The organism is Ancylobacter terrae, from assembly GCF_045108345.1.
In the GTDB taxonomy this organism is placed as follows: domain Bacteria; phylum Pseudomonadota; class Alphaproteobacteria; order Rhizobiales; family Xanthobacteraceae; genus Ancylobacter.
The window spans coordinates 206,205-225,583 of record NZ_JBJGXH010000004.1 but is presented as its reverse complement, the minus strand read 5'-3'; the positions used below and the strand labels follow the sequence as shown (position 1 = coordinate 225,583).

17 protein-coding genes and 1 other RNA gene are annotated in these 19,379 nt (G+C 71.6%); 9 read left to right on the top strand and 9 right to left on the bottom strand.

Annotated elements, in window-relative coordinates; genetic code table 11:
- From ccoS to ACEUEL_RS19580, 4 genes are all read left to right on the top strand, one after another.
- Entirely contained in the window at positions 1 to 150 is a 150-nt protein-coding gene (ccoS, locus tag ACEUEL_RS19595) for a cbb3-type cytochrome oxidase assembly protein CcoS (protein WP_405709041.1), read from the top strand.
- On the top strand, positions 147 to 1,274 hold the full coding sequence (locus ACEUEL_RS19590; protein ID WP_405709038.1) for a hypothetical protein: 1,128 nt from the start codon (positions 147 to 149) through the stop codon (positions 1,272 to 1,274). The genes ccoS and ACEUEL_RS19590 overlap by 4 nt, the downstream gene beginning before the upstream one ends.
- Before the next feature lie 183 nt (positions 1,275 to 1,457).
- Complete coding sequence (locus ACEUEL_RS19585) at positions 1,458 to 4,868, top strand: acyl-[ACP]--phospholipid O-acyltransferase (RefSeq protein ID WP_405709035.1); 3,411 nt, start codon at positions 1,458 to 1,460, stop codon at positions 4,866 to 4,868.
- Positions 4,865 to 5,503, top strand: coding sequence for a TetR/AcrR family transcriptional regulator (locus tag ACEUEL_RS19580; protein ID WP_405709032.1), 639 nt, complete (start codon positions 4,865 to 4,867; stop codon positions 5,501 to 5,503). The genes ACEUEL_RS19585 and ACEUEL_RS19580 overlap by 4 nt, the downstream gene beginning before the upstream one ends.
- 79 nt (positions 5,504 to 5,582) lie before the next feature.
- Here ACEUEL_RS19580 and ACEUEL_RS19575 read toward each other — a convergent pair whose 3' ends face one another.
- The 6 genes from ACEUEL_RS19575 to ffs form a co-directional block, all read right to left on the bottom strand.
- Positions 5,583 to 5,891 (bottom strand): hypothetical protein, encoded by a 309-nt coding sequence (locus ACEUEL_RS19575; protein WP_405709030.1) that lies wholly within the window; start codon positions 5,889 to 5,891, stop codon positions 5,583 to 5,585.
- Positions 5,892 to 6,026: 135 nt separating this feature from the next.
- Positions 6,027 to 6,338 (bottom strand): hypothetical protein, encoded by a 312-nt coding sequence (locus ACEUEL_RS19570; protein ID WP_405709027.1) that lies wholly within the window; start codon positions 6,336 to 6,338, stop codon positions 6,027 to 6,029.
- 80 nt (positions 6,339 to 6,418) lie between these two features.
- Positions 6,419 to 6,739, bottom strand: a complete 321-nt coding sequence (locus tag ACEUEL_RS19565) for a YbaB/EbfC family nucleoid-associated protein (protein ID WP_405709024.1) — start codon at positions 6,737 to 6,739, stop codon at positions 6,419 to 6,421.
- 12 nt (positions 6,740 to 6,751) lie between these two features.
- Positions 6,752 to 8,701: a DNA polymerase III subunit gamma/tau gene (locus ACEUEL_RS19560; protein WP_405709021.1), complete on the bottom strand. Its 1,950-nt coding sequence runs from the start codon at positions 8,699 to 8,701 to the stop codon at positions 6,752 to 6,754.
- A 76-nt stretch (positions 8,702 to 8,777) separates the two neighbouring features.
- Positions 8,778 to 9,017: a toxin-antitoxin system YwqK family antitoxin gene (locus ACEUEL_RS19555; RefSeq protein WP_405709018.1), complete on the bottom strand. Its 240-nt coding sequence runs from the start codon at positions 9,015 to 9,017 to the stop codon at positions 8,778 to 8,780.
- A gap of 43 nt (positions 9,018 to 9,060) precedes the next feature.
- Positions 9,061 to 9,156: signal recognition particle sRNA small type (ffs, locus tag ACEUEL_RS19550), an RNA gene on the bottom strand.
- 121 nt (positions 9,157 to 9,277) lie between these two features.
- Here ffs and ACEUEL_RS19545 point away from each other — a divergent pair.
- The 5 genes from ACEUEL_RS19545 (at position 9,278) to ACEUEL_RS19525 (ending at position 16,483) form a co-directional block, all read left to right on the top strand.
- The gene (locus tag ACEUEL_RS19545) at positions 9,278 to 9,700 is read left to right on the top strand and encodes an HIT domain-containing protein (RefSeq protein ID WP_405709015.1); all 423 of its coding nucleotides are present in this window, start codon (positions 9,278 to 9,280) and stop codon (positions 9,698 to 9,700) included.
- Entirely contained in the window at positions 9,697 to 10,665 is a 969-nt protein-coding gene (gene nudC / locus ACEUEL_RS19540) for an NAD(+) diphosphatase (protein WP_405709012.1), read from the top strand. Before ACEUEL_RS19545 ends, nudC begins: the two co-directional genes overlap by 4 nt.
- 82 nt (positions 10,666 to 10,747) lie before the next feature.
- Positions 10,748 to 13,552, top strand: coding sequence for a [protein-PII] uridylyltransferase (locus tag ACEUEL_RS19535; protein ID WP_405709009.1), 2,805 nt, complete (start codon positions 10,748 to 10,750; stop codon positions 13,550 to 13,552).
- A 59-nt stretch (positions 13,553 to 13,611) separates the two neighbouring features.
- Entirely contained in the window at positions 13,612 to 14,178 is a 567-nt protein-coding gene (locus ACEUEL_RS19530) for a hypothetical protein (protein ID WP_405709006.1), read from the top strand.
- A 106-nt stretch (positions 14,179 to 14,284) separates the two neighbouring features.
- Positions 14,285 to 16,483, top strand: coding sequence for a transglycosylase domain-containing protein (locus tag ACEUEL_RS19525; protein WP_405709004.1), 2,199 nt, complete (start codon positions 14,285 to 14,287; stop codon positions 16,481 to 16,483).
- A gap of 16 nt (positions 16,484 to 16,499) precedes the next feature.
- Here ACEUEL_RS19525 and ACEUEL_RS19520 read toward each other — a convergent pair whose 3' ends face one another.
- From ACEUEL_RS19520 to ACEUEL_RS19510, 3 genes are all read right to left on the bottom strand, one after another.
- Positions 16,500 to 17,696, bottom strand: coding sequence for a multidrug effflux MFS transporter (locus ACEUEL_RS19520; protein WP_405709002.1), 1,197 nt, complete (start codon positions 17,694 to 17,696; stop codon positions 16,500 to 16,502).
- Positions 17,697 to 17,756: 60 nt separating this feature from the next.
- Entirely contained in the window at positions 17,757 to 18,512 is a 756-nt protein-coding gene (locus ACEUEL_RS19515; protein WP_405708999.1) for a M48 family metallopeptidase, read from the bottom strand.
- 64 nt (positions 18,513 to 18,576) lie between these two features.
- Positions 18,577 to 19,107 carry a GcrA family cell cycle regulator gene (locus ACEUEL_RS19510; protein WP_405709536.1) on the bottom strand — a complete coding sequence of 177 codons (531 nt, stop codon included), beginning with the start codon at positions 19,105 to 19,107 and terminating at the stop codon, positions 18,577 to 18,579.
- Between the last annotated feature and the right edge of the window lie 272 nt (positions 19,108 to 19,379).

The following is a 19,379-nucleotide window of genomic DNA, read 5'->3' as shown; positions in this document are numbered from 1 at the left end:
ATGAACGTGCTGATCTACCTGCTGCCGATGGCGCTCGCGCTCGGGCTCACCGGGCTGTTCGCCTTCATCTGGTCGCTGCGCTCGGGCCAGTATGACGACCTCGACGGCGCCGCCGTGCGCGTGCTCAGCGACGACGACGTGGCGCCGTGATCTCCGCGCCGGGCCGCGCTTCCCTCGCAGCCGCACGCGCCGGCCATCTCGCCTGCGCCTGCCCGGAGGACGCGGCCGCGCGCCCGCGCCGGATGCCGGGCGAGGCGGCGCTGGTCGCCGGCTTTGCGCTGATGGTGCTGGCGCAGGCGCTCACCTTCGGCGTGCTGCCGCTGGCCGGGGCGATGATCGCGCCGAACGCGGATCAGGCCGGCTGGCCGGTGGCGGCGCTGCTTGCCGGCGCGGCGGCGGCGAGCCTGCCGGCGGCTTTCCTGCTCGACGCGTTCGGCCGGCGCGCCGCCTTTGCGCTCGGCGCCAGCCTCGGCATCGCCGGCGGCCTGCTCGCCGCCTATGCCGTGATCGGGCGCGCCTTCCCGCTGCTGCTGGTAGCGGCGGCCTGGCTCGGCGCGGCGCAGGGCTTCGCTCTCTTCTATCGGCACGCGGCTGCCATCGGTGCCGGACCCGGGGCGGCGGGTCAGGTCGGGCGGCTGCTGGGGGCCGGCGCGCTGGCGGGCGTTGCCGGCCCCCTCCTTGCCGGGACGGCGGAAGCGTTCTTCGCGCCGTATCTGTTCGTCGGCACGCTGGCGCTGGCCGCGCTGGCCCAGCTCGGCACGCTGGTGCTGGCACTCGCCATGCCGGAGGCGCGTGCGATCGTCGCCGACGGGCCCGCCCCGTCTCCCGCGCCGCTCGCCGCCTCCGGGCTGCTGCTGCCGACGCTGGTCGGCGCGCTGGCCTGGGCGGCGATGAGCTCGGCCATGGCCTCGGCGCCGCTGGCGCTGGCCGGGTGCGGCATCGCGGTGGGCGGCATCACCGGCTTCGTCGCCTGGCACGTGGTGGCGATGTACGCGCCGGCCCTCGTCGCCGGCCGCATCGCCGGGTGGATCGGCGCGCCGGCTCTCGCCGTGGCGGGGCTCGCGCTGGCCGCGGGCGCCTCGCTGGCCGTCCATGCCGGGGGAAGCGCCGCCGGGACGATCGCCGCCTTCCTCGCGGTGGGCGCCGGCTGGCCGTTGGCGACGGTGGGCGCGACCGCGTGGCTGCACCGCGCCGGTACGCCGTCGCGGCTGCAACTCGCCGCGCATGACGTCGCGCTGCTGATCGGCGCGGTCGGCGGCGCACTGCTGCGCTGATCGTCGATCAGGGCCTGTCTCTAACAAGCGCCATGTCCTTAACCAGCGCCATGTCCTTAACCAGCGCCATGTCCTTAACCAGCGCCATGCATGCTGATTGACAGATTCCGCAGGTCGCTTTATGTGAGTGATCGTTCACTTACATAAAGGCGCCGCGGCAGGGCGGCGACGGGGCGGATAGCGATGTTCACGCGGTTGATGTCGGCGCGCCGGTTCGCGCCGCTGTTCTGGTGCCAGTTCTTCAGCGCCTTCAACGACAATTTCGTGAAGAACGCGATCGCGCTGCTGATCCTCTACAAGCTCGGCGAATCCAATGGTGGCGCGCTGGTCACGGCGGCCGGCGGGCTGTTCATCCTGCCCTTCTTCCTGTTCTCCAGCCTGGGCGGCGAGCTCGCCGACCGCTACGACAAGGCGCTGATCGCCAAGCGGCTGAAATTCACCGAGATCTGGGTGATCCTGCTGGCGAGTGCCGGCTTCGCCACCCACAACCTCACCATCCTCTTCGTCGCGCTGTTCCTGATGGGCACGCTGAGCGCGCTGTTCGGGCCGCTGAAATACGGCATCCTGCCCGACCACCTCGCCAAGGACGAACTCGTCTCCGGCAACGCGCTGATCGAGATGGCGACCTTCCTCGCCATCCTCACCGGCACGGTGGGCGGCGGCATCGCCATCGCGCAGGGCAGCCACTGGGCGGTGGCCGGCTTCACCTTCGTGTTCGGCATCATCTCGTGGATCTCGGCCCGGCAGATCCCGCCGACCGGCGAGCGCGCGCCGGAACTGAAGATCGACTTCAACCTCTGGCGCGGCACCCGCGCTTTGCTGACCGACCTGCGCGCCAAGCGCTCGACCTGGGTCGGCGCGCTGATCGTGAGCTGGTTCTGGCTGGTCGGTGCGGTGATCCTGTCGCTGCTGCCGACGCTGGTGAAGGAGGATGTCGGCGGCGCCGAGAGCGTGGTGACGCTGTTCCTCGCTTTGTTCACGATCGGTGTGGCGGTGGGCTCGACGGTGGCGGCGAAGCTCTCCGAAGGTCGCATCCTGCTCGCGCTGGTGCCCTTCGCGGGCCTGTTCATGGGCCTGTTCGCCATCTATCTCGGCCTCGTGGTCTGGGCGGCGACGCCCGGGCCGGAACTGATCGGCTGGCACGACTTCCTCGTCTCTGGCCTCGGCATCCACGCGGCGATAGCGCTCGTCGGCCTCGCCGCCGCCGGTGGCATGTTCGTGGTGCCGACCTTCGCCTATGTGCAGAGCGAGGCGGACGAGGACCAGCGCGCCCGCATCATCGCCGGCAACAACGTGCTGAACGCCGCCTTCATGGTGGCCGGCGCGGTGGTGGTGGCGCTGCTGCAGTTCGCGGGCGTGAAGGCGCCGGCGCTGGTGGCGATCATCGGCGCAGGCTCGCTCGTCGTCGCGGTCCTCGTGGGCCGCGCCTTCCGCGGCCATGTGCTGCGCGACCTCATTCGCCTGGTCTTCCGCGTCGCCTTCCGGGTCGAGGTGAAGGGCGCCGAGCATCTCAAGGCGCCGCCCGGCACGCGCACCGTCATCGCCATCAACCATGTCAGCTTCCTCGACGCGCCGCTCATCATGGCGCTGCTCGACAATGATCCGGTCTTCGCCATCGACAGCGGCATCGCCGAGAAATGGTGGGTGAAGCCCTTCCTCAGCCTGGTGCGGGCCTTCCCGCTCGATCCGACCCGGCCGATGGCGACGCGCGACCTGATCAAGCTGGTGCGCGAGGGCGAGCCGCTGGTGATCTTCCCCGAGGGGCGCATCACCGTCACCGGCTCGATCATGAAAATCTATGACGGCTCCGCGCTGATCGCCGACAAGGGCGAGGCGCAGGTCATCCCGGTGCGGATCGAAGGGCTGGAGCAGACCTATTTCTCCCGCCTTTCCCCGGACCAGACCCGCAAGCGCCTGTTCCCGAAGGTCTACGTCACCATCCTGCCGCCGACCCGGCTGGAGGTCGACCAGGAGCTGTTCGGCCGCAAGCGCCGGCAGGCGGCGGGGGCGGCGCTCTATGACGTGATGAGCGACCTCGTCTTCACCACCAGCCGCACCGGGCGCACCCTGTTCGAGGCGGTGGCGGAGACCGCGGTGCGGGTCGGCGCCGGCCGGCTGGTGCTGGAAGACCCGCTCGGCAGCCAGCTCACCTACCGCAAGCTGCTGCTCGGCGCCCGGGTGATCGGTGCCCGCCTCGCGCAGGAAAGCGCGCCCGGCGAGGCGGTCGGCGTGCTGCTGCCCAACGCCGCCGGCATCGCCGCGGTGCTGCTCGGCCTCTCCCATCACGGCCGCGTGCCGGCGATGCTGAACTACACCGCCGGCGCGGCGAACCTGCTGGCGGCCTGCCGGGCCGCGCAGGTGAAGACCATCGTCGCCTCGCGCGCCTTCGTCGAGAAGGCGCGGCTGGAGGACGAGGTGGCGGCGCTCTCGGCCGAGCTGCGCGTGCTCATGGTCGAGGACATCCGCGCCACCATCACCGGCAAGGACAAGCTGCGCGCGCTGCTGCGCCGGGGCGAGCCCAAGCCGGTCTCGCCGGATGCGCCCGCCGTCATCCTGTTCACCTCCGGGTCGGAAGGCACGCCGAAGGGCGTCGTGCTCTCCCACCGGAACATCTTGTGCAACGTCGCCCAGGTGGCGGCGCGGATCGACTTCTCCGCCGCCGACATCATGTTCAACGTGCTGCCGATCTTCCATTCCTTCGGGCTCACCGGCGGGCTGATGCTGCCGCTGGTCTCGGGGCTGAAGACCTATCTCTACCCCTCGCCGCTGCACTACCGGATCATCCCGGAGCTGGTCTACGCCACCAACGCCACCGCCATCGTCGGCACCGACACCTTCCTGATGGGCTATGCCCGCACCGCGAACCCTTACGACTTCCGCTCGCTGCGCTTCGTCGTCGCCGGCGCCGAGCCGGTGAAGGCGGAGACGCGGCGGGTGTGGATGGAGAAATTCGGCCACCGCATCCTCGAGGGCTATGGCGTCACCGAATGCTCGCCGGTGGTGGCGGTGAACACGCCGATGTTCAACCGCGTCGGCACGGTGGGGCGGCTGCTGCCGGGCATCGCGCACGAGCTCGAGCCGGTGCCGGGCGTCGACAATGCCGGCCGGCTGAAGGTGCGCGGGCCGAACGTCATGCTCGGCTATCTGCGCGCCGAGGCCCCGGGCGTGCTGGAGCCGCCGGAAGGCGGCTGGCACGACACCGGCGACATCGTCGCGCTCGACGCCGAGGGCTTCGTCGCCATACGCGGCCGGGTCAAACGCTTCGCCAAGGTGGCGGGCGAGATGGTCTCGCTGGCGGCGGTCGATGCGCTCGCCTCCACGCTGCGGCCCGACGCCGAGCACGTCACCGTCGCGGTGCCGGATGCGCGCAAGGGCGAGCGGCTGATCCTGATGACCACCGCCACCGACCTGACCCGCGCCGGGCTGCAGGAGCAGGGCCGCGAGGCCGGCGCCACCGAACTGATGATCCCCGCCGAGGTGCTGCCGATGGAGAAGCTGCCGCTGCTCGGCTCCGGCAAGGTCGACTTCATGGCCGCGCGCCGGCTGGCGCTGGAGATCATCGCCGCCCGCACGGCGGCGCAGGCGCCCGCGTGAGCCGGGCCGCGACCAGCGCGACGGCGCCGCGCGCCGCGCCTCCCCGCCGGGGCCGCGACGGCGCCGGGACGCGCGCGCGCATCGAGGGCGAGGCCCTGCGTCTGTTCGCGCAGCGCGGCGTCGCCGGCACCTCGGTGCGCGACATCGCGCAGGCGGCGGGTGTCGCGGAAGGCGCGCTCTACCGCCATTTCCCATCCAAGGAGGAGCTCGCGCGCGACCTCTTCCTCACCCGCTACGCCGAACTCGCGGCGGCGATCGGCCAGGTCGTGGCGGCGGAAGCGGGCTTCGGGCGGCAATTAGCGGCACTGGTGCGGCACGCCTGCGCGCTGTTCGACGAAGACCGCGCGCTGTTCGCCTATCTGCTGATCACCCAGCACGACCATCTCGCCCATGTACCGGCGGAGCCGGCGCGCAACCTCGTCGCCACGCTGGAAGCGCTGTTCACGCAGGCGATCCGCGACGGCGAGATACCGCCGCAGGATGTGGCGCTGGCGGTGGCGCTGGCGCTCGGCGCGGTGGTGCAGCCGGCGGTCTTCGCGCTGTACGGCCGACTGGAGGCGCCGCTGAGCCCGCGGGCCGATGCCATCGCCGCGGCGATCGGCCGGATGCTGGGATGCGCGCCGGGGATCGGCTGACGCTGGCCGGCCGAGCCGGGCCTCACGCGAAACCGGCGGCCGAGGGGCCGCCGGTCGATTGCTGCAAAGGCCGTCGGGATCAGGGGCAGATCTGCCGCCAGCCCCAGCCGCCGCCGGGCAGCGGGCCGCGACGCCAGACGCAGGCGGGGTCCGCCGGCGGGCCCCAGCCGCGCGCATAGGGCGGCACCGGCCAGTAGCGCCAGTTCGGCCGCCAGCCGCAGCGCCAGATGCCGCAGACCCAGCGGACGTTTTCGGTGAGGGCCGGCGCGTCCGGCGCGCTCAGGCCGACGGCGGGAGCCGCGACGCCGGCCTGCGCACCGCCGGACAGCGCGGCGGCGGAGACCAGGCAGGCGGCGGCGAACAGCGAGTGACGGAACGGCGCTTTCATGGAGGGAGCCTCGTGAGCGGAAGGGCGATCAGCGCACGAAAGACTGCGTCGGCGCCTTGCCCGCGGCAAGCGCCGTCCCTTCGCATCCTTAATGATTGGCGTAGCGCCCTCCGGCCGGCGGCGGCGCCGCGCGCGTCAGTTCGGCCAGCAGCGCTGGAGGCCGCGTCCGAGGTGGTATCCGGGCGGGCATTCGAGCACCGGCGGCATCGGCTCGACGCGCGGACCGGGCGGCACGAAGCCCCGCGGGATTTCCTCGGCGGGCGCCCAGCCATTCGGCCAGCACCGCTGGCCGCCGCGCCCGATATGATAGCCGGGCGGGCACGGCCAGGCGACGGTGGCCACCGTCGAGGGCGGCGTGGCGACGGGGGCGATCGGCGCGGCCGAGGCGGGCGGCGCCGCGAGGGCGAGTGTGGCGGCCAGCCCGGCCGCGAGCAGCGGAAACTTCATCTCGGCGTCTCCCATGGAACGACGGTAGGACAGCAGGGCCGGCGCGCGCCGGGCGGCGATCGGGAGCGGGTGGCTTCCGCTCAGAACAGCTTCATGCCGGGCGGTATCGGCAGGCCGGCGGTGAGCGCCTGCGTCTTCTCCTGCACCAGACGGTCGGCCTTGGCGCGGGCATCGCCATGGGCGGCGACGATGAGATCCTCGAGGATCTCCGCCTCGGCCGGCACCATGAGGCTGGGATCGATGGCGATGGTCTTCAGCGTGCCCTTGGCGCTCATCGTCACGCGGACCAGGCCACCGCCGGAGGCACCCTCGACCTCGGCCGATTCCAGCTCCTTCTGCATCTCCTCCATGCGGGACTGCATTTCCCGCACCTTGGACATCATGCCGAGCAGGTCTTTCATCAGGCGTTCCTTTCAGAAATCGATATCGTCGTCCGGTCCCGGGCCGTCGCCGGCGGAGGGGTCGATCATGTCGAGCGCGTCGGCGTCGGGGGCTGGCGGCGCGCTCTCGCGCGAGCGCACGTCGACGATGGCCGCCCCCGGGAATCGCGTCAGCACCGCCGCCACCAGCGGGTCGGCCCGCACGCCGGTGAGGCGCTCGTCGCGTGCGGCGGCGGCCTGTTCGGCGAGGGTGGGCTCGTCGCTGTCCTGCGAAAGGGCGACCAGCCAGCGACGGCCGGTCCATTCCTGCAGCTTGTTCTGGAGTTCCTGCACCAGCACCGGCGAGGCGCCCGACACCAGCGCGATCTCGATCCGCCCCTCCTCGAAGCTCACCGGCCGCATCTGCGTCTCGACGGCGAACTTGGTGCGCAGGTCGCGCTTGGCGGAAGCGAGGGCGACGACGTCGGCGAGGCTCGCGAGGCGCGGTCCGGGCGCGGGGGCGCTCGCCGCCGCGGCGGGCCGGGGCGCGCTCGACTGCGCGGCGAGGCTGAGCCGGGCGGCGGGCGCGGGCGTCGCCTGCGCAACAGGCTGCGGCGCAGGGGAGGGCGCGGCCATGGCCGGTGCCGCGGCGCTCAGGACGGCACCGCCCGAGGCGGCGCGTGCCGACGGCCCGCCGGAGGGGGAGGGCGCCGCCGGCGCCGGGCTCGCGCCCCCGCCCGAAGGGATCTCGCGCAGCTTGCGCAGCGCCTCGTCCGGGGTCGGCAGATCGGCGGCATAGGCGAGGCGCACCAGCACCATCTCCGCCGCCTGCACCGGCCGGCCGGAGGACTGCACCTCGGCGAGTCCCCTTGTCAGCATCTGCCAGGCCCGCGACAGCACGCGGATCGACAGCGCGCCCGCGAAGGCGGTGCCGCGCACGCGCTCCGCTTCCACCAGCGAGGCGTCCTCGCCGCTCGACGGGACGATCTTGAGCCGGGTAACGAAATGAGTGAACTCGGCGAGGTCGGCGATGATCACGGCCGGGTCGCCGCCGGCATCGTACTGCGCCCGGAGTTCGCCCAGCGCCGCGGCGATGTCGCCCTTCATCAGCGCCTCGAACAGGTCGATGACCCGGGCGCGGTCGGCGAGGCCGAGCAGCCCGCGGACTTCCTCGGCGGGCACACTCGCCATGCCGCCACCCGCCGCGCCGGCATGGGCGATGGCCTGGTCCAGCAGGGAGAGCGAGTCGCGCACCGAGCCTTCCGCCGCGCGGGCGAGCAGCGCGAGGCCTTCCGGCTCCACCGCGACCTGCTCCGCCGTGCAGATGCGGGCGAGATGGGCGGCGAGCTCGCCGGCGTCCACGCGGCGCAGGTCGAAGCGCTGGCACCGCGAGAGCACGGTGACCGGCACCTTGCGGATCTCGGTGGTGGCGAAGATGAACTTCACATGCTCGGGCGGCTCCTCCAGCGTCTTCAACAGCGCGTTGAAGGCCGACGTCGAGAGCATGTGCACTTCGTCGATGATGTAGACCTTGTAGCGCGCCAGCGCCGGCCGGTAGCGCGCCGCCTCGATGATCTCGCGGATGTTGTCGACGCTGTTGTTCGAGGCGGCGTCCATCTCGATGACGTCGACATGGCGCGATTCGATGATGTCGCGGCAGTGCCGGCCGAAGCCGGGCATGTCGAGTGTCGGCCCGCCGCCCCCTTCCGACGGCTCGTAGTTCAGGGCGCGGGCGAGGATGCGGGCGGTGGTGGTCTTGCCCACCCCGCGCACGCCGGTGAGCATGTAGCCCTGCGCGATGCGCCCCGAGGCGAAGGCGTTGCGCAGCGTGCGCACCATCGCCTCCTGGCCGATCAGGTCGGCGAAGGTCTGCGGCCGGTACTTGCGGGCGAGTACGCGATAGGGGGTGGCGCCGCCGCGCGCGGCCGGCGTCCCGCCGAGGTCGAAACCCGGCGCGTCGTCGGGAGAAAGGGCGGTCGGGGGGTCGGGATGGTCCGCGCTCATGGACCCCTTCATAGCATCGCGGCGGGGGGCGGGTGCAATGCGGCAGGCGAGGGCCCGGCGAAAAATGCCGCGGCGGTCAGCCGCCGTCCTTCATTCGCGTGACCTTGTAGACCTCGCCCTGCCGATCGAACGTGGTCCACGTGCCGACCTGCCGGCCCGCCTCGAAATGGCCCGAACGCAGCCGCGTGCCGTCGCGGCGGAACCATTCCCAGAAGCCGGTCGGCAGCTCGTTCAGCGTCTGGCCGCGCGCCCACAGGCTGCCGTCGCGGTGACGCGTCTCGAACGGGACAATGTCGGGATCAGCGTCGCGTGCCATGGCCGTCTCGATCGCCGGAGGGGCTGCGCACGCGGAGCAGAGGGTGGGAGGCTGACATGCGACCCGAGACGGGCTCGTTGGGGCTGCTTCCTTCCGGACCTGACCCGGTTGGCGAGTGGCTCGTCCACCGCCAACCTCCCGGTCCCTATATCGTCCGAACCGGCGGCGGGTGCAAGGGGGGCGCCCGCGACCAAAGTCGCATGCTGCGCCCAGCCGGCGAATGCCGTATATGGGCGGTCCCTGGCCGGCCCGGAGCCCGCATGTCCCCGCACGACGCCTTCCAACTCGACCCGCGTCTGGAGGCCGACACCCTCTATGTCGGCGAGGCGCCGCTCTCCACCATCCGCCTGCTGGACGATTCCCGCTTCCCCTGGATCGTGCTGGTGCCGCGCCGGCCCGGCGTGGTCGATCTCCGCGATCTCGACGCGCAGGAGCGCACCGTGCTGATGGAGGAGATCGTCGGCATCAGCGGCGTGCTCAAGGCCATGACCCAGTGCGACAAGCTGAATGTCGGCACGCTGGGCAATGTCGTGCCGCAGCTTCACGTGCACATCGTCGCCCGCTTCCAGACCGATGATGCCTGGCCGCGCCCGGTCTGGGGCCATGGCAAGCGCGAGCTCTATGACGAGGCGGTGGCGGATGCGCTGCTGACCCGGCTGCGGGCGGAGCTCGGCGTCAGGTGAGCGGCAGCCTCGCGAGCAGCATCGGTGCGCTCGGCCGCTGGCCGCATCTCGGCTATGCCGGCTTCGCGCTGGACAGGGTCAGCGAACGGCGTGGCGAGGCGGCCGCCTTCGCCGCCCACCCTGAGGCCCGGGCCTGCCTGATCGCCGGCGAGACCATCGTGCTGGCGCCCGGCGCCGGCGGGTTTCCCTTCGATGCGTTGATGACGCTGGAGCGGGCACGCGCGCTCGGCGGCACCCTGAGCGAAGCCTGCCTGCTCGGGCTCGACGGCGAGGCGCCGCGCTTCGCCCTGCCGCTGCCCGCCCCGGCGCTCGGGGCGCTGGATCGGCATGCCGATCTCGCCGTCTCGGATCTGCGCTCCATCGCGGTCGAGGAAAAGGTGCCGGCGGGCCAGGTCGGGCTGCTGGCCTGCGCCAAGGCGATGCTGGCCTGGCACGCGCGGCGCAGCTTCTGCTCCAATTGCGGCGGCCGGCTGGAGGCGACCGAGGGCGGCTGGCGGCGCGACTGCGCCCAATGCGGAGCGCAGCATTTCCCCCGCACCGACCCGGTGGTGATCATGCTCGCCATCGACGGCGACGATTGCCTGCTCGGCCGCTCGCCCCGCTTCGCGCCGAACATGTGGTCGGCGCTGGCCGGATTCGTCGAGCCGGGCGAGACGCCCGAGGCGGCGGTGCGCCGCGAGACGCGCGAGGAGGCGGGCATCGCCACCGGCGCGGTCCGCTACGTCGCCGCCCAGCCCTGGCCGTTCCCGATGTCGCTGATGCTCGGCTTCCACGCGCAGGCGCTGGGGCGCGAGATCACCCTCGACGCCAACGAGCTGGAAGGCGCGCGCTGGTTCTCGCGCGCCGAGGCGGCGAGCCTTCTCGCCCGCACCCATCCCGACGGGCTCGTGGCGCCGCCCGCCATGGCCATCGCCCATCATCTCATCCGCGCCTTCGTCGAGGGCCGCGATCCGCCCCCGCTCTGACACGCCCCCTCCGTCCCGCGCTGCAGGATGACGGGTCGGAGCGGATCGGCTAAAGCGGATGGCTCAGCCGCCGGACCCGCCCATGAACGAGATTCGCCGCCGCCGCTCCGACTTCGCCTTCAAGGAGCTGTTCGATGTCGACGAGGTGCGCGGGCAGCTGCGCGAACTGGCGCGCGAGCATTCCAGCGGTCCGAATTCCCGCAACGACGCCGAACTGCGCACGGCCGTCGCCCGGCTGCTCAAGCGCGTCTTCCTCGAGGGACAGGCGACCGCGCAGCGCTGGCTGATGCAGGACGGCTCCGGCCGGCGCTGCGCCGAGCGGCTCTCGCGGCTGCAGGACGAGATCATCGGGCTGGTGCACGAGATCGCGGTCGGCATCCTCTACCCTTCCGACAACCCCTCCACCGCCGAGCACATGGCGATCGTCGCCATCGGCGGCTATGGCCGCGGGCTGATGGCGCCGGGCTCGGACACCGACATCCTGTTCCTGCTGCCCTACAAGCAGACCGCCTGGGGCGAGAGTGTCGCCGAGGCGATCCTCTACGTGCTCTGGGACATGGGGCTGAAGGTCGGCCATGCGACGCGCTCGGTGGACGAGTGCATCCGCCAGGCGCGCGGCGACATGACCATCCGCACCTCGCTGCTGGAGGCGCGCTTCCTGCTCGGCGACCGCCCGCTCTTCGACGAGCTGGTGCGCCGCTTCGACAAGGAGGTGGTGGAAGGCACCGCCGCCGAGTTCGTCGCCGCCAAGCTCGCCGAGCGCGAGGAGCGGCTGAAGCGGGCGGGCCAGTCGCGCTACCTGGTCGAGCCCAACGTGAAGGACGGCAAGGGCGGCCTGCGCGACCTGCACACGCTGTTCTGGATCGCCAAATATGTCTACCGGGTGCGCGAGACCCGCGATCTCGTCGCCAAGGGCGTGTTCACGCCGGAGGAGGCGGCGCTGTTCCGGCGCTGCGAGGACTTTCTCTGGTCGGTACGCTGCCACCTGCATTTCCTCGCCGGCAAGGCCGAGGAGCGCCTTTCCTTCGATCTCCAGCGCGAGATGGCCGAGCGGCTCGGCTACACCGAGCATCCCGGGCTGAAGGATGTCGAGCGCTTCATGAAGCACTATTTCCTCGTGGCCAAGGACGTCGGCGATCTCACCGCCATCGTCTCGGCGGCCCTCGAGGAGCGCAACGACAAGCCGGTGCCGCGGCTGAACCGCATGATCGCCCGGCTGCGCCGCTCGCCGCGCCGCGCGCTGAAGGAGAGCCCGGACTTCATCGTCGACCATGACCGCATCAATGTCGCCGATGGCGGCGTGTTCGAGCGCGATCCGGTCAACCTGATCCGCCTGTTCCACATCGCCGACCGGCACGAGATGTCGTTCCACCCGGACGCGATGCGCCTCGCCACCCGCTCGCTCAAGCTGATCGACGCCCGCGTGCGCGAGGATGCCGAGGCGAACCGGCTGTTCCTCGAGGTGCTGTGCTCGAAGAAGACGCCGGAGATCGTGCTGCGCCGCATGAACGAGGCCGGCGTGCTCGGCCGCTTCGTGCCGGAGTTCGGCCGCATCGTCGCGATGATGCAGTTCAACATGTACCACTCCTACACGGTCGACGAGCACCTGATCCGCTCGATCGGCGTGCTGACCCAGATCGAGAAGGGCGAGCGGCCCGAATACGGCCTCGCCAACGAGCTGATGGGGCAGATCAAGAACCGCCAGCTGCTCTACGTCGCCGTGTTCCTGCACGACATCGCCAAGGGCCGCCCGGAGGATCACTCGATCGCCGGCGCGCGCGTCGCACGCAAGCTGTGCCCGCGCTTCGGCCTCAACGCGGCCGACACCGACACCGTGGCGTGGATCATCGAGCAGCACCTGACGATGTCGACCATCGCCCAGTCGCGCGACCTCTCCGACCGCAAGACCATCGAGAACTTCGCCAGCGTGGTGCAGACGCTGGAGCGGATGAAGCTGCTGCTGATCCTCACCACCGCCGACATCCGCGCGGTGGGTCCGGGGGTGTGGAACAACTGGAAGTCGCAGCTGCTGCGCACCCTCTATCACGAGACCGAGCCGGTCATCACCGGCGGCTTCTCCGAGAGCAACCGCCTGCAGCGGGTGGCGCGGGCGCAGAGCGAATTCCGCGCGGCGCTGCCGGACTGGAGCCCGGAGACGCTGGAGCGTTACATCGGCCTGCACTACCCGACCTACTGGCTGCGCATGGACCTCGCCCACAAGCTGGGCCATGCCCGCTTCATCGCCGAGGCGGAGGCCGCCGGCCGCGCGCTCGCCACCACCGCGCACACCGATGCCGCGCGCGGCGTCACCGAACTGACCGTGCTGGCGCCCGACCATCCCAAGCTGCTGGCGGTGATCGCCGGGGCCTGCGCCTCCTCCGGCGCCAACATCGTCGACGCCCAGATCAACACCACGACCGACGGGCGCGCGCTCGACACCATCGCGCTGACCCGCGCCTTCGAGCAGGACGCCGACGAGATCCGCCGCGCCGACCGCATCTCGGCGGCGATCGAGAAATCGCTCTCGGGCGAGATCCGCCTGCCCGAGGTGGTGGCGCGCCGCGTGCCGAAGCGCCCGCGCGCCTTCCATGTCGAGCCGGAGGTGACGCTGAACAACGCCTGGTCGAACCGGCACACCGTCATCGAGGTCTCCGGCCTCGACCGGCCCGGCCTGCTCTACGGCCTGACGCAGACGCTCTCGCGGCTGAACCTCAACATCGCCTCCGCCCATGTGGCGACCTTCGGCGAGCGCGCGGTCGACGTGTTCTACGTCACCGACCTCATGGGCGCCAAGATCGTCGGCGCCGCCCGCCATTCCAGCATCCGCCGGGCGCTGTTGCACGTGCTCGACGCCGACGACGAGGCGGAGGCCGCGAAGGCGGTGTGAGCCGGCGGGGCACGGGCGACATCCGTGCGGGAAAGGGAACACGGGACAGGCCGCCGCACATGGGCCGCGACACGATCGACGTGGAGATCAGGCTGCGGGACATCCGCAACTTCTTCACCGAGCCGGATATCGATCCGTTTGAGGGCGAGATCATCGACCTCTCCGGCATCGAGCAGGTAATGGATGCGCTGAAGAGCCGCCCGGGCTGGCGCAGGTGCCGGCTGCGCACCCGGCTGTCGGTGCCCTTCACCGCCGAGACGGCCTCGATCGAGGCGCGCATGCCCGAGGCGCTGCGGGCCTATTGCGACAAGCACATCCAGTATTGCGAGCGCAAGATCCGCGAGGTGCGGATCGAGGGGCGGCGCGGGCTGAGGGTCGGCGCGTTGTTCCTTGCCGCCTGCATGGCGGCGTCCGCCAGCGTCGACACGCTCCTCGCCATTCCCGGGCTGCTCGGCCAATTGCTGTCGGAAGGGCTGCTGATCGCCGGCTGGGTCGGGCTGTGGCGGCCGATCGAGCTCTTGCTCTACGAATGGTGGCCCTACTCGCGCGACATCGCGCTCTACCGCAAGATCCGGGACATGACGCTGGTGATCGAGCCGGCGCCCGCCGCGTCGCCATCCGCCTGACGCTGCGAAAGCAACCACCCTCCCGCCGCAAAACGGCCCCTTAACGCCCCCTTAAACGGCCGGTTTTAAGGTTGCTATGCCGCGTCGGCGAAGGGTTGGGGACTAGATGGCGAGACGAGGCGGAAACGGGGAGCGGCGCGAGCCGGTGATGGGCTCGGCCGACGCCGTCGCCGAGCTGCGCCTCGGGCCGGACGATCGCCCCGGCGCGTTCCGCGCCACGATGCCCGATCGCCCGTCGCGCCGCACGTCCTTTCCCGAGTTCGAGCCCGAGGTGACGCGCGTGCCCAAGGCCTCCCGGAGCACACGCGGAACGACCACGGGCACCCGCCGCAAGCGCGGCGGGCGCGGCTTCCTCGCGCGCGCCTTCTACTGGAGTCTCGTCGCCGGCATCTGGGTGGTGCTCGGCGTCGCCGGCTTCGTCGCCTATGAGGCGAGCCACCTGCCGGCGATCCAGAACCTCGCCATTCCCGAGCGCCCGCCCACGGTGATCATCCAGGGCCAGGACGGCAAGACCATCGCCACCCGCGGCGACATGCGCGGCGCGGCGATCCCGCTGAAAGCGCTGCCGCCCTACCTGCCCAAGGCCTTCGTCGCCATCGAGGACCGCCGCTTCTACGATCATTTCGGCCTCGACGTGATCGGCCTCGCCCGCGCCGTGGTGGTGAACCTCACCGCGGGACGGCTGCGCGAGGGCGGCTCGACGCTCAGCCAGCAGCTCGCCAAGAACCTGTTCCTGACGCAGGACCGCACCCTCTCGCGCAAGGTGCAGGAGGTGGTGCTAGCGATCTGGCTGGAGAGCAAATATTCCAAGGACGAGATCCTCGAACTCTATGTGAACCGGGTCTATTTCGGCGCCGGCGCCTATGGCGTCGAGGCCGCCGCCCAGCGCTATTTCGGCAAGCCGGCGCGGCAGGTCACGCTGTCGGAAGCCGCGATGCTGGCGGGTCTCGTCAAGTCGCCCTCCGCGCTCGCGCCCACCCGCAACCTGAAGGCGGCGCAGGACCGCGCCGCGCTGGTGCTGGCGGCGATGGAGGAGGCCGGCTTCATCGACCACGCCACCGAGCAGGTCGCGCTGGCCCATCCGGCGACGCTGGCCAAGAAGCAGGGCCCGGATTCCAGCGGCTATGTCGGCGACTGGGTGATGGAGCAGCTCGAGGACAAGGTCGGCCCGATCGAGGGCGACATCACCGTCCAGACCAGCATCGACCCCAAGCTGCAGGCGGCGGCGGAGCAGGCGCTGACCGAGACGCTGAACCGCAGCGGCGCCAAGTTCGGCGTGCAGCAGGGCGCGGTGGTGATGATGGACACCGACGGCGCCGTGCGTGCGTTGGTCGGCGGGCGTTCCTACGAGGACAGCCAGTTCAACCGCGCCGTGACGGCGCGGCGCCAGCCCGGCTCCGCCTTCAAGCCGTTCGTCTATCTCACCGCCATGGAGCGCGGGCTGACCCCCGACACGGTGCGCGAGGATTCCCCGCTCCAGCTCAAGGGCTGGAAGCCGGAGAACTACAGCCACGAATATCGCGGCCCGGTGACGCTGGAGACCGCGCTCGCCTATTCGCTCAACACGGTGGCGGTGCGCCTCGCGCTGGAAGTGGGCCCGGCGGCGGTGGCGAAGACGGCCACGCGGCTCGGCATCGCCTCCAAGCTCGATCCCAATCCGTCCATCGCGCTCGGCACCTCCGAAGTCTCGGTGCTGGAACTGACCAGCGCCTACGCCCCCTTCGCCAATGGCGGCATCGGCGTCACCCCGCACGTGATCGAGCGGGTGCGCGACGCCAAGGGCAGGGTCATCTATTCGGCGCCGGGCGCGAGCCGCGGCGCGGTGATGGCGCCCCCGCACGTCGCCATGATGAACCGCATGCTGCAGCAGACCATCGCCATCGGCACCGCCCGCAAGGCGGAGCTGCCGGGGTGGCCGGCGGCCGGCAAGACCGGCACCAGCCAGGATTTCCGCGACGCCTGGTTCGTCGGCTACACCGCGCGCTACGTTACCGGCGTGTGGCTCGGCAACGACGACTCCTCGCCCACGAAGAAGGCATCCGGCGCCGGCCTGCCGGTCGAGATCTGGAGCCGGGCGATGCGGGTGGCGCATGAGGGCGTGCCGGTCGCCGCGCTGCCCGGCATGCGCACGCCGAGCCCGTATGAGCAGGCGGTGTCGGGGACGGAGATCATCGACGAGCCGGTGACCACCGGCGCGACGGCCCCGGCCGGCATTCCGCGTCCCTCGGCCGTGGTCGGCGGCGGCGCGCAGGGCACCGGCACCATCGACAACTGGCTGCTCGACAAGCTGTTCGGCCGAAACTGAGCGAAGGGCGCCCCGCTCACGCCGCGCGGATGGCCCGCGTGCTCCGCTCCAGCACGAAGGCGGCGATGCCCATCGCCGCCACCGCCCCGGCGAGCGGCAGCGCCGTGCCGCCCAGCATCTGCCCGAGCCCGATGCCGACCAGCGCGCTGAAGCCCATCTGCACGAAGCCGGCGAGCGAGGAGGCCGCGCCGGCGCGGTCGGGGTGGCGCTGCAGCGCGCCGGCGATGCTGTTGGGGAAGCTGCACCCGACCCCGGCGAGGTAGAGCGCCATCGCCGCGACCAGCCCGGCCACCGGCGCGAGGCCGGCCAGCACCGCCGTCAGCATCATCACCCCGCCCAGCGCCTTGAGCAGGCAGCCGACGCCGATCACCCGGTCGACCGTGAAGCGGTGGCGGTCGATCAGGAACGGGCCGATGAAGGTGCCGGCCATGTAGCCGAACACGCTGATGCCGAAGCACAGCGCGAAGGGGATCTCGCCGAGGCCGTAGAGCCCCTGCAGCACGAAGGAGGACGAGGATATCCAGGCGAAGATGCCGGCATAGCCGAGCGTCATCAGCCCGATATAGACGCGCGTCGCCGGCGTGCGGGCCACCGCCGAAAGGCTGGCCAGGATGGAGCGCGGCGACAGCGCCTCCGGCCGCGCGGCCCGCAGCGTCTCCGGCAGCGCCTTCGCCACCACGAAGGTCGCGCCGAGGCCGATCGCGAAGGACAGCGCGAAATTCGAGCGCCAGCCGAAGGCGACTTCCAGCATGCCGCCGAGCAGCGGCGCGGCGGCCGGCACCACCGCCATGATCGAGGCCATGCGGGCGAGTTCGCGCCCCGCGCGCGGGCCCTCATAGAGATCGCGCACGATCGAGCGGGCGAGAACGATCGGCCCGCAGGCGCCGAAGGCCTGCACGAAGCGGGCGGTGGAGAGCACCTCGATCGAGGGCGCCAGCGCGCAGGCGGCGCTCGCCGCGCAGAAGATGACGAGGCCGGCGAGCAGCACCGGCTTGCGCCCGAAACGATCGGCCAGCGGGCCATAGACGATCTGCCCCGCCGCGAAGCCGAACAGGAAGGCGGAGAGCGTGAGCTGTCCGCCGGCCGGGCTCGCCCCGAGCGCGCGGGTGAGCGCCGGCAGCGAGGGCAGGTACATGTCGGTCGAGAGCGGCCCGAGCGCGGTGAGCAGCGCGAGCAGCACGGTGAGGGCGAGCGTATCGGGGCGAAGCATCATGGCGGGCGGCGCCGGTTTAGACCCGCCGCGGGCGGCTGTCGAGGCGGTGCGCGTCGGGGGTCAGGCGCCGTAGCGGTGCAGGCCGGCGCCATTGGCCTTCAGCCAGGCCTCAGCGCGCCGCCGCTCGGGAAACAGCCGGTCCACCGTCTGCCAGAAGCGCGGGCCGTGGTTCATCTCCCGCCGGTGCGCCACCTCATGGGCGGCGAGATAGTCGAGCACGAAGGGCGGGGCGAGGATCAGCCGCCAGGAATAGGACAGTGCGCCGGTCGCCGAGCACGAGCCCCAGCGGCTCGCCGTATCGCGCAGCGTGATGCGGCTGACGGTGACGCCGAGCGCCCCGGCATGCCGGCGCGTGGCGGCGACGAGGTCGGCTCGCGCCTCGCGCCGGAGATAGTCGCTGATGCGCCGGGCGATATGGGCGGCCTCGCCGGCGACGCACAGAAGGGCACCGGCCTCGCTGGTCTCGCGCCAGACCGTGCCGCGCGCGCCCGGCCGGTGCTCGATCCGGTGCGGCTCGCCGCGCAGCGGCACCAGCGCACCCGGCGCGAAGGCGACCAGCTGCGGCAGCCGGGCGAGGCGCTGGGCGATCCAGTCGGTGTGGCGTTCGGCGAAGAGCCGCGCCTCCTTCAGCGAGCCGCGCGCGGGGATGGTGAGCATCACGTCGCGTTCGGCATTGCGCACCCGCAGCGTGTAGCGCCGCGCCCGCGGATTGCGGCGCAGGCCGACGCTCACCTCCTCGCCGCCGATGCGCAGGGTCAGGCGGTCGGGCTCGGGTTCCGCCGGCGCACGGCGCGGGCGCAGAAGTCGAAGCAGCATGGGCATGGCTCGCGATGCGGTCGTCTTCGCATCCCACCCAACCATGGCCGCGGCGCGGCAGTCCTCAGAGGCGGACCATGCGCCGGTCGCGACGGCGGTCCTGCACCGGCTGGTAGGCGATGCGGGCGTGGTAGGCGCAGTAGGGCAGGCCGGTCTTGGAACGGCTGCCGCAATAGTAGAAATTGTCCGTACCCGGATCGCCCACCGGCCAGCGGCAGGTGAATTCGGTGAGGTCGAGAATGGTGCAGCGCTCCGCCAGCGGGATCACCTGTGCCACCGGGTTCGGCAGATCTTCCGGCTCGATCTCCACCATCGGCTGGAGCGAGGCCGCCAGCGCGGTATTGCCCTGAACCATCGGGCGCGTCCGCATGGCCGGCGCGGCCGGAGCCGGGGTTCCCGCCGGGCGCGGCTTGCGCGCCCGCGGCGGGGTGGCGACCGCCACCGTCTTGGCGCGGCCGGAGAGGCCGAGGCGGTGGACCTTGCCGATCACCGCGTTGCGGGTGATGCCGCCGAGCTCGGCGGCGATCTGGCTGGCGGAAAGCCCTTCCGACCACAGTTTCTTGAGGAGCTCGACGCGCTCGTCCGTCCAGTTCATCGGCTGTTCCTCCTTGCGCTCGTCCATCGAGAGCGGAATCCCCAACCCCGCCGGTCGAGCGAACCCGACCGACCCTACGCCGCCGACGCCACTATGGGATTTCACCGCCGCACGAGATGTCGTATCTGACGATCGGGAGGCTACAATATGCGTTGACTCCCGAACAAGAGTCGCCGAGCCGAAACAATTGTTTTCCCCAGTTGAGAGTCCGCGCTGCAACACTGCACCGCCGGCGCGGCCCCGCGACACGGCGCAGCGGTTGAACCGGCTGC